This window comes from Streptomyces sp. GC420, assembly GCF_009916105.1.
Lineage (GTDB): Bacteria > Actinomycetota > Actinomycetes > Streptomycetales > Streptomycetaceae > Streptomyces.
In genome coordinates, this window is the sequence record NZ_JAAAXQ010000317.1 from 1 (window position 1) to 9,777 (window position 9,777).

Here is a 9,777-nt window from a genome sequence, read left to right on the forward strand (position 1 = left end):
CTGGGAGGCTGGTCCCGGGCGCTGGACCTGGACCTGGGCCCAGCACGCTGAGTGCCGCGCGGGCGGTCCCGCGCGGCGGAGCCGCACGCCCTCGCACCTCCGGGCCGCCCCCGAACCGGGCCGACCTGCCCCGCCCTCGCCCGAGCGACCCAACGGCCCGCTGGTCCTGGCGGCCGGACGGCTCGGCGGACCGAAGGCCGGTAGGCCGGTAGGCCGGACGGCCTGGTATGCCCTGACGACTCGTCGGCCCGGCGGGCCGGTGGTGGCCGCCCGGCGGCCCGGTGGCCTGCCCGGCCGGACGGCTCGTGGCTCGGCGGCCAGACGGATCGTTGGCCCGGTGGCTGGAGGGTCCGCCAGCCCGGTGGGGCGGTGGTTCGAGGGGCTCGTGGCCGGCGGCCTGTGGGGCCTGCGGGGCCGTCGGTCGGACGGCACCGCGGCGGCCTGCCGGGGGATTCCCCGGTGCCCGGGGCACGTCCGCGCGCGCCGTGCCACTCCGGTCCCGCCGCCCCGGGGGAGCGACCCGGTCTCGGCGCGGGGCCGGGGTCGCGCAGGCCCCGCGTTCCGCGTTCCGCGGGATCACCGTGCGATGCGGTCCAGGTTCCCGACGCCGTCCTTGGCGTTGCCGGGAGCGCCCGCCTGGCCGGGTCCGCGTGCCGCCGTCCTTCCGCGCGCCCAGTTCACCAGCGCGCACAGGGCCACCAGCGTCCAGGCCGAGGCCGCCGCGAGCAGGGTCCACTTGTGGTTGGCGGCCGCGTCGATGGTGACGAGGGCCGCGCCGAGGAAGTTGAGCCGGCGGCAGAAGGACCTGTGGTGGTACGGCTCAGCACGAAGGCCGCCGCGAGCAGTGCGAAACCGGTTGCCTGGATGCCCAGGTAGCCGGGATCGCGGAAGATGTCGACGGCGGACACGGTGCTCACGGACGTTGCATTCCGCTCAGTCGGCCAGAGGGTCGAGCCGCTGCGTCTCGATCTTGCCCTCGAGCATGGAGCCCAGACCGAGGACAGCGCACACGTCGGGCCGTTCCGCGATGTTCACCGGCATGCCGGTGGCCTCGCGCAGCATGTGGTCGAGGCCGGGCATCAGCGCGCTGCCGCCCACCAGCATGATGCCGCGGTCCGCGAGGTCCGCGACCAGGTCGGGCGGGCAGGAGCGGAGCACCTTGCCGATGCCGTCGAGCACGGAGGTGAGCGGGGTGTGGATGGCTTCCCGGACACGGGCCGTGTCCACGTGCACCGAGCGGGCCAGACCTGTCGCGACGTCGCGGCCGTGGATCTCGGTGGACTCCGGGCCGTTCGGCGACAGCCCGCCGCCGCTCAGCGCCAGTTGGAGGGGGCGCACGGACTGGCTCGGCAGCATCAGTTCGTGCTGCTGGCGCAGGTGCTGGATCACGGCGTGGTCGATGGCGTCGCCGCCGATCGGCACCCGCTCGGCGGTCACGATGGAGCCCAGGGAGAGCACCGCCACCTGGGTGGTGGCCGCCCCGCACACCATGATCATGGTGGCGCAGGGCTCCTCGACCGGCAGCCCGGCGCCGACCGCCGCCGCGATCAGCGTGTCCACCAGCTCCACCCGTCGCGCCCCGAGGCCGACCAGAGTCTCCACGGCGGCGCGCTGGGCGAGCGGATCGGCGTCGTGCGGGACGCAGGCCGCCGCCCGCAGCCGGGGCTTGCGGCGGAGCGTGCGGCGCAGCTTCTCGCCGAGCAGGTGGCGCAGCATGCGCTGGGCCATCTCGATGTCGACGACGGAGCCGCCCGAGACCGGGCGGACCACGCGGATGTAGTCGGGGGTGCGGCCCGTCATCCTCAGCGCGAGCTCGCCGACGGCGATGAGCGAGCCGGTCCTGGTGTTGACCGCGGCCACGCTGGGTTCGTCCACGACGAGGCCCATGCCCTTGACGAACACCCTCGTTCTGGCCGCGCCCAGGTCGACGGCCACGTGGCAGCGGCGCAGCTGCTCAAGACTGACGTTCATGGCAGATCCTCCCGAGCGCGGACGGTCCCTTCTTCGCATCGTGTGATCGATCCGGGTCGTGCGCGCGCTGGACTGGTCCGCTCGGGGTGCCGCCCCCGGCCGCTGTCCGGCCGCCCCCGGCCGCTGTCCGGCAGTCCCCGGCCGTTGTCGTGCAGGTACCCGGCCGTTGTCGTGCAGGTGCCTGGCCCGGCCGAGGCCCCTGGTCAGTCCGCCCCGGCCCGCACGATGCCGCGGGCGATGCCCAGTTCCACCAGGTCCTGGGGTCGCAGCCGCAACTGCTCGGCGGTGGCCGGGGCCTCGGCCGGGGAGCGCTTGAGGATGGCGGCGGCGAGTTCCGGCGCGATGACGGAGAAGTAGCTGTCGGGGGTGACCCAGGTGTTGCCGGGGGCGGCCAGGGCCAGTGCCCCGCCGGAGCCGCCCTCACCGACGACCAGTGTCGTCACCGGCACCCGCGCCGTCGCCACCGCCGCGAACAGCTCGGCGATGGCCGGGCCCGCGCCCGCCCGCTCGGCGTCGGCGTCATTGGCCGCGCCCGGCGTGTCGACGAGGGTCAGGACGGGTATCCGCAGCCGCTCCGCCAGACGTATCAGCCGGGTCGCGGTGCGGTACCCGGCGGGCCGGGTGGCCGTACCGCACTGGGCGGCGTACGCGATCGTACGGCCGTCCCGCCGGCCGAAGCCGCACAGCATGCCGGGATCGACGCCGCCGCAGCGGTCACCGCTGATGTCGGCGGTCTCGTCGAAGTACGCGTCGAGGTACTGACGGGCGCGCGGGCGCCCGGGATCGCGTGCGGAAAGGACCGCGTCCCACCCGCCGGCGGGCAGCGGGGCGCGGGCGAGCGCGGGCGGCGGCTCGGCGGCGGCGGGCACCACGACCGTGCCCGTGAGCAGCCTCAGCCAGCGGCTCACCGCGGGGCGCAGCTCGTCGGAGCGGACGACGGCGTCGATGTGGCCCATGGCCAGCTGGGACTCGGCCGTGTAGGCGGAGGGGTCGGCGCCGGGCGGGCGGACGCGGGACCCGGCGAAGGCGACCTGCGCGGAAGGCAGGGCGAGCGCCACGTCCGCGCCCGCGCCGAGGGTGGCCCAGCCGCCGCCGGTGGTGGGGTCGCGGAGCACGGCGATCTGCGGGAGGCCCCCCGCGCGCAGCAGCGCGGACTCGCGGGCCACGCGCTGGAGCTGGGTGAGCGCGAGCATGCCCTCCTGCATTCGGCTGCCGCCGGTCGCGATGAGGGAGACGAGGGGGAGGCGCAGCTCGCGGGCGGCGGAGTACGCGGCCTGGAGCCTGTCGCCCGTGCGCTCGCCGAGGGAGCCGCCGAGGAAGGCGAACTCGAAGGCGACGACGACCGCCCGGACCTCGCCGATCAGCGCGGTGCCGCAGATCACGGACTCGGTCTCGCCGGTCCGTGCCGCGGCACGCGCTCGCGTGTCGCCGTATCCCCGCCAGCCGATCGGGCCGTCGCCCGCCGGATCCTGTCCGTGGCCCGGCTCGTCACGGCCGCCGTGGCTGTCGGGCCCGCCGTGGCCGTCGGGCCCGTCCGGTTCGTCGCCCGGGTTGAGCCCGTCGGTCCTGCGGCCGGGTCCGCCCGACCCACCGGGCTCGCCAGCTCCGTCCCGCCCCTCGGTCCCGGACCCGTCCGGCCCGTCCGGCCCGCCGGCCCCCTCCGGCCGACGGGACTCGTCCGGCTCGCGGGCCCCGGCGAACTCGGGGAACTCGCTGAACGAGTCCGTGAGCAGGGCGACGGCCTCGCGGGCGCTCAGGCGCTCAGCCACGGCCGTCCCCGGGACCGGCCGCGGCGAGCGCCCGCTTCATGATCTTCCCCATGTCGTTGCGCGGCAGCGCGTCCAGGCAGTGCAGCACCCGGGGCCGCTTGTGCGGGGCGAGCTGGGCGGCGACATGCCCGGACAACTCCTCCAGCGCGGGCGGCGCCGCCGGGTCGGCGGGCACGATCCAGGCGACGATCCGCTCTCCGAGGTCCGGGTCAGGCTCGCCCGTGACGGCCGCCTCCCGCACACCCGGATGCTCCAGCAGCGCGTTCTCGATCTCCCCGGCGCCGATCTTGTAGCCGCCGCTCTTGATCAGGTCGGTGGCCTTGCGGCCGACGATCCGCACGTATCCGTCCACGTCCCGGGTCGCCATGTCGCCGGTGCGGAACCAGCCGCCCTCCGCGAACGCGGCGGCCGTGGCGTCCGGGCGGTTCAGGTACTCCGTGAACAGGTTCGGGCCGCGCACCTGGATCTCGCCCACGGTCTCCCCGTCGTACGCCGTGATCTCCGCCCCCGTCTCGTCGACCAGCCGCAGCTCCACGCCCGGCAGCGGCACCCCGACCGTGCCGGGACGCGGCCCGCCGACGGCGCGGGCACTCGGCCGGATGTCCGGGGGTGTCCAGCGGGACGAGCACAGCATGAGTGTCTCCGTCATGCCGTACCGCTCGACGACCTGCCGACCGGTCGCCGACGCGATCCGCTCGTGGTCGTGCACCGGAAGCGCCGCCGAGCCCGAGACCAGCAGCCGGGCCTCCGACAGCGCCTTGGCGAGTGCGGGGTCGGAGGGGAGGGCCTCGGCCATGCGGTGGTACATGGTCGGTACGCCGAAGAGCATCGTGCCCCCGCCCGTGCTCCCGGTTCCGGCCCCGCCTCCGCTCGTACCCAGCTCGCGGGCGACGCCCTCCGTGCTGAAGGTCCCGAGGTGACGCACGCTGCCGCCCAGCCGCAGTGGGCCGAGGATGCCGAGGATGAGGCCGTGGACGTGGAACAGCGGCAGTGCGTGCACCAGCGCGTCGGCGTCGGTCCACTGCCAGGCATCGGCCAGCGCGTCCAGCGTCGAGACGATGGCGCGGCGGGGCAGGACGGCGCCCTTGGGCGGGCCGGTCGTGCCCGAGGTGTAGACGATCAGTGCCGGAGCCCGGGCCGGGGGCTCGTCGGGCAGCGGGACCTCCGGGGCGGCCGGGCCGGGATCCACCGCCACGTCCTCGCGCGGCAGCGCGCCGAGGGCCGCGGGCACCTCCGCGCCGGGCGCGGCCAGCAGCATGCCCGGTCGGCTGTCGGCGAGGATGTGCGCCAGTTCCCGCTCGCCCGACCTGGGGTTCAGCGGCACCACGGGCACCCCGGCCAGCAGGGCGGCGACCACCGCGACTGCGGTCTCCAGCGTCGGCGTGGCCCAGACCGCGACCCGTCCGCCCGTCGCACCCAGCCGCTCCGCCAGGGGGCCGGCCGCGGCGGCGAGTCCGGCATGGGTGAGGGCGCGGTCGCCGAAGCGCAGGGCGGGGCGCTCCGAACGGGCGGCCAGCGCGGGGAAGAGGGAACTCACGCGTCGTCACTCCTTCTCTCGGCCGGGTCGGCCGGGTCGGAACCACTGTGCACAACGATCACCATGGTGGCCAGAGCGGGTCCGGGTGCCCGGCGGTCCCGGCGGCCCGGGCGGTTTCGCCATTCCCGGCGATCCCGGTTCGCCCCCGCGGGCTCACCGGCCTGCGAAGTCTCACCGGCGCAGCGTCCGCGTCCGCGGACGCTGCGGCCGGCTCAGCCGCCCGAGACCTCCTGGAGCAGCCCGTACGTGAACTCCGTCACCAGTGTCCCGCCGCCTTCCGTGGCCGGCAGCGCCAGCCGCCAGCGGGTCGGGGCGGTGCCCTCCATCGGCCGGGCACCGGGGAAGGCGCGGGCCACCTCGTCTACCGTGCAGGTCCACGGGCGCAGGTCGGCGACCGTCCGCAACGCGGGGCCGGGGACGCCGGGTGCCCGGATCAGCCAGTCGTTCCAGACCTGCCCGCCCGGCGCGCACAGCACTTCGAAGCGCAGCCCGGGCCAGAGTGGCAGCCGCCACAGCAGTGCGTCGCACTTCAGGTCGCCGATGGTGCGCGGGACGACGGACTCGGGAGGGCCGAGGACCGAGCGGTAGCGGCTCACGGCGGCGCGGCCGCGCGGTGAGCGGACCATGGCCTGCCAGTGCTTGTTCGCCTCGCGCATCTCGGTGAGGGACACCCCCAGCTCGTGCCGGGCGTCCTCGACGAGACCGGGCTGGAAGTCGGCCATCCGGCGCAGCAGCACCAGCTGGAATTCGCGCGGTCCGAAACTCATGGTGCAAGGGTGCCCGGTGCGCGGCCCTTCGGGAGGAACAGTACGGAGTTGACGTACCGCGGGCCCGGGACCAGGGCGCGGCGCACCAGCCCCTGTTCCGCGAGGTGGTGGGTGCGGGCCTGGTGGCCGGCCAGGTCGAAACGGGCCAGCGGCACCCAGTGGCGGCCGGGTAGCACCCAGCCCCGGTAGTCCCGGGCGTCGAGGAGGTCGAGGACCGGTTCGAGGGGCTGGATGCGGGTCTCCAGCTCGATGAAGAGCGTGGGGCGGTGCCTCGCCATGGTCTGCTCGGCGCCCTGGAGCACGGGCAGTTCCGCGCCGTCCACGTCGATCTTGACCAGCGTCACCCGCTTGAGATCGAGTTCGTCCAGTGTGAGGCAGTGGACCACCACGGAGGTGCCGTGCAGGTCGCGGCGCACCAGTGACGAAACACCCCGGTCGCCGCGTCCGCCGGGCGGGAGCCACAGGGTGGCGATGCCGGAGCGGTCGGCCGCCGCGGCCTGGACGACCCGCACATTGCGCGGGGCGGTCGCGCACAGGGCACGTGCCAGGTGGGGCACGGGCTCCAGCGTGACGACGCGGGAGGCGCGCCGGGCGAGGCGGCGGGACCACGGGCCGTACCAGCCGCCGACGTCGACGGCGGTGCCGCCGGGCGGGCAGAAGTCCGCGAGTCTGCGCAGTTCGGGTTCGAAGCGCGGGTAGAGGGCGGCTGCCGCGAGGCCGACCAGGCGTGGGGGCAGGCCGGGGGCGAGCCGGGCGGCGAGGGTCACGGCGCCGGACTGTCCTCGGGCCGCTGCCCGGACGGGGTTTCACCGGAGCGGTCGCCGGGTGCCCCTGTGTCACGTCCGCCGGGTCCCTCTCCGGAGCGCCCGCCGGGTCCCGCCGTGTCACGTCCGCCGGGTCCCTCTCCGGACCGTCCGCCGGGCGCCTCCGCGTCACGCCCGCCGGGCCGTTCCCCGCGCAGGTCCCGGGTCAGGCGCAGGTGCACCTCCTCCGGCACCTGCTCGCCGGAGGACGGCAGTAGTTGCGGGATGCCGTCCACGACGGGGTAGCGGCGGCGCAGCCGGGGATTGTAGAGCGCGACGCCGTCGTCCCCCTGCTCTCCCTCCGCCCCGACGAGGATCAGCGGACCCTTGTCGAGGGGGCAGGCCAGGATCTTCAGCAGCGGGTCGTCAGGATTCACGGGCGGTCAGCTCCTCGGCGGGCGTCGGAGGCGGTGGCGGATCGTGCCGCGGCAGCGCCAGCAGGGTGGTGACGGCGAGCGCCGTGCCACCGAGCCGCAGCGCCAGCCGCAGTGGTTCCTCGGGCAGAGACTCGCCGAACGCGAAGGTGCCCAGGGCCGCGGTGAACAGGCAGGTGACGGTGGTGCAGACGGGCACGATCAGCGAGGCCCGGCAGCGCTGGAGCGCGGTCTGGGACAGGACCAGGCCGACCACTCCGGTGAACAGCAGCAGGTACGGATAGGGGGAGGCGAGCAGGCCCAGCAGCGCCCCGCCCGGTCCCGAGGTGGCCAGACGGCCGGAGACCCCCTTGATGGCCAGTGAGCTGACGCCGTACAGCAGCCCCATCGCCACCCCGTACTCCACCCCGGTCGTCGGCAGCCGGTGCCGGTGGCGGGCCCGGCGTTCCGCCGAGCCGTACAGCCACAGCCCGGCGGCCAGTGTGGGCAGGGCGATCAGCAGCAGCGTGGGAAGCGGGGCGCCGTGGCTGACGGTGTCGGAGTCCTCCCGCAGGGAGCCGACCACCATCAGCAGGGCGAGCAGGATCGCGCCGACCGCGTACCGCTCGCGGCCCGACGTCTTCTCGCCCAGCACCACCGAGGAGAGCAGGAGCAGCAGCACCAGGCCGGAGACGAAGATGCCCTGTGCGGCGGCGATCGGCAGGGTGCGGTACACGGCGAGCTGCGCGGCGAATCCGGCGGCCAGGGCCAGCGAGCCGGCGATCCACAGCGGGCTGCCGAGCAGCACGCCGATCACCCGCAGGGGCCGGCGGGCCGCCAGGTCCGGCAGACCGGTCAGCGCCCGCTTCTCCAGGACGAACCCGGTGCTGTAGAGGACATTGGCCAGCAGTGCGGCGGCCACACCCCACCACACGGCACCTCAGCTCCTTCGCGCGTGCGCGAGGAGGATGGACGCCGCCGACGGCAGGGCGCAGGCGGCACGGTCGAGAGCGCGCAGCGGGCGTGGCACGCCGTGGAAGGGGGCGCCCGCGACGCGGACGACGTCGAAGCCCGAGGCGGTCAGCAGGGACCGCAGGGCGCGGGCGGTGTAGAGGCGCAGATGGCCGACGACCTCCGACCCGGGGCGGCCGTGGATGCCGCGCAGGCTGACCTCCGAGAAGACGGGCTGCACGCCGGCGAGAAGGAGCGCCCGGTTGTACCAGGCGGCGAGGTTGGGTGTGGACAGCAGCAGATGGCCGCCAGGGCGCAGCACGCGGCGGATCTCGTCCAGCGCGGAGTCCGGGTCGACGAGGTGCTCGATCACCTCGCTGAACACGGCGGCGTCGGCGCACGCGTCACCGAGCGGCAGCCCGCCGTCGGTGAGCTGGCCGCGGACGACGTGGGCGAGGCGGGTGCGGGCGCGGCGCAGCGCGTCCTGCGACCAGTCGATGCCGACGACCCGGTGCCCGGCGAGCAGCGGCGCCGCTGCCGCTGCCGCCGTGCCGTCGCCGCAGCCGATGTCGAGGACGGTCGCTCCCGAGGTCCCGGCGGCGCGCAGGGCGGCGGCGAGCATCCGCGCCTGGCGCAGTGTGCGTGCCTCGCCGGAGGCGACGGGGACGGCCGGGTCCTCGTAGAACTCGCGCAGGCCGTCCCTGGCCCCGGGCAGGGCGTCCCCGGTGCCGGTGCCGGTGCCGGTGCCGGTGCCGTTGGCGTTGGCGGGGCCGGTGCCGTTGGCGGGGCCGGTCCCGCTGGCCGGGCCGGTCCCGTGCGTGGCGTCGGTCCCGGGCAGGGTGCTGGTCATGGCTCCTCCGGGGTGGTGGCTCGCAGATACTCCTCGAACAACGCGCACAGGCGCGCGCCGGCGGCGTCGTCGAGCAGCGCGCGCGACCAGCGCAGGGCGATGTGCAGCCGGCCGCCGGTGCCGGCGGTCGTCACCGTCAGGCCGCGCGGCATGCGGGCGGGAGCGGAGAACCAGACGGCCGTGGCGCGGCCCGCGTCACCGAAGTCCAGCGGGTAGGGGATGCGGCCGATGTTGCTGAGCAGGGTCGTCGACGTCCAGGGCGCGGCGGCCCTGCGCAGCGCGCGGGTGAGCGCGGCCCGTACGCCGACCGGCAGGACCGGTGCGGTGAGCAGGGCGGCGCCGTGGCCGAGCTGGGGGCGGGAGGCGGCCTTGAGCGCGCGGGTGCGGTCTGCGGTACGACGCAGCAGCTCTTGGACGGACCTGGGGTCGTCCTGCGTCAACTCCTCCGCGCCGAAGGGTACTTCGACGAGGCGGGTGCCGTTGCCGATGGGCATGTCGGTGCCGCGCGGGCGGTCGTCGACCGGCATGGTGATCCTCATGGGGGCGGGCGCGCGGTGGCGCAGCCGGTTCCAGGCGGCGATCATCAGGGCGGTGGCGACGAGGAGCTGGTCGTTCACCGTGTACGGGGCGCCGGGAGTGCGGCGAGGCACCGGCAGTTCCGTCAGCAGCATTCCGTTGCCGCTCGCGCCGGGGCGCGCGTTTCCGGCGATACGGGCAGGCCGGGCGAGGAAGCCGGCGGGAGGCGGCCTTGAGCGCGCGGGTGCGGTCTGCGGTAC

The 9,777-nt window shown here is 75.6% G+C and carries 7 protein-coding genes and 2 pseudogenes; all 9 read right to left on the reverse strand.

Translation table 11 applies throughout. The annotated features are described in order from the left end of the window. Nucleotides 1–933 precede the first annotated feature (933 nt). Complete coding sequence (locus tag GUY61_RS29310; protein WP_166633273.1) at nt 934–1,971, reverse strand: rod shape-determining protein; 1,038 nt, start codon at nt 1,969–1,971, stop codon at nt 934–936. Nucleotides 1,972–2,174: 203 nt separating this feature from the next. Then, nucleotides 2,175–3,740 carry a carboxyl transferase domain-containing protein gene (locus GUY61_RS29315; protein ID WP_313896931.1) on the reverse strand — a complete coding sequence of 522 codons (1,566 nt, stop codon included), beginning with the start codon at nt 3,738–3,740 and terminating at the stop codon, nt 2,175–2,177. Further along, nucleotides 3,733–5,277: an acyl-CoA synthetase gene (locus GUY61_RS29320; protein WP_166633274.1), complete on the reverse strand. Its 1,545-nt coding sequence runs from the start codon at nt 5,275–5,277 to the stop codon at nt 3,733–3,735. Before GUY61_RS29320 ends, GUY61_RS29315 begins: the two co-directional genes overlap by 8 nt. 212 nt (nt 5,278–5,489) lie before the next feature. After that, nucleotides 5,490–6,044 (reverse strand): hypothetical protein, encoded by a 555-nt coding sequence (locus GUY61_RS29325; RefSeq protein WP_166633275.1) that lies wholly within the window; start codon nt 6,042–6,044, stop codon nt 5,490–5,492. After that, complete coding sequence (locus GUY61_RS29330) at nt 6,041–6,811, reverse strand: FkbM family methyltransferase (RefSeq protein WP_166633276.1); 771 nt, start codon at nt 6,809–6,811, stop codon at nt 6,041–6,043. The genes GUY61_RS29325 and GUY61_RS29330 overlap by 4 nt, the downstream gene beginning before the upstream one ends. Nucleotides 6,812–7,008: 197 nt before the next feature. Further along, nucleotides 7,009–7,224: pseudogene (locus GUY61_RS40635) on the reverse strand (Trm112 family protein); the annotation flags it as partial. Further along, nucleotides 7,214–8,134 carry a DMT family transporter gene (locus tag GUY61_RS29340; RefSeq protein ID WP_313896932.1) on the reverse strand — a complete coding sequence of 307 codons (921 nt, stop codon included), beginning with the start codon at nt 8,132–8,134 and terminating at the stop codon, nt 7,214–7,216. The gene GUY61_RS29340 and the pseudogene GUY61_RS40635, both read right to left, overlap by 11 nt. A gap of 6 nt (nt 8,135–8,140) precedes the next feature. Continuing rightward, nucleotides 8,141–9,001 carry a bifunctional 2-polyprenyl-6-hydroxyphenol methylase/3-demethylubiquinol 3-O-methyltransferase UbiG gene (locus tag GUY61_RS29345; RefSeq protein ID WP_166633277.1) on the reverse strand — a complete coding sequence of 287 codons (861 nt, stop codon included), beginning with the start codon at nt 8,999–9,001 and terminating at the stop codon, nt 8,141–8,143. Next, nucleotides 8,998–9,777: pseudogene (locus GUY61_RS29350) on the reverse strand (condensation protein); the annotation flags it as partial. The pseudogene GUY61_RS29350 and the gene GUY61_RS29345, both read right to left, overlap by 4 nt.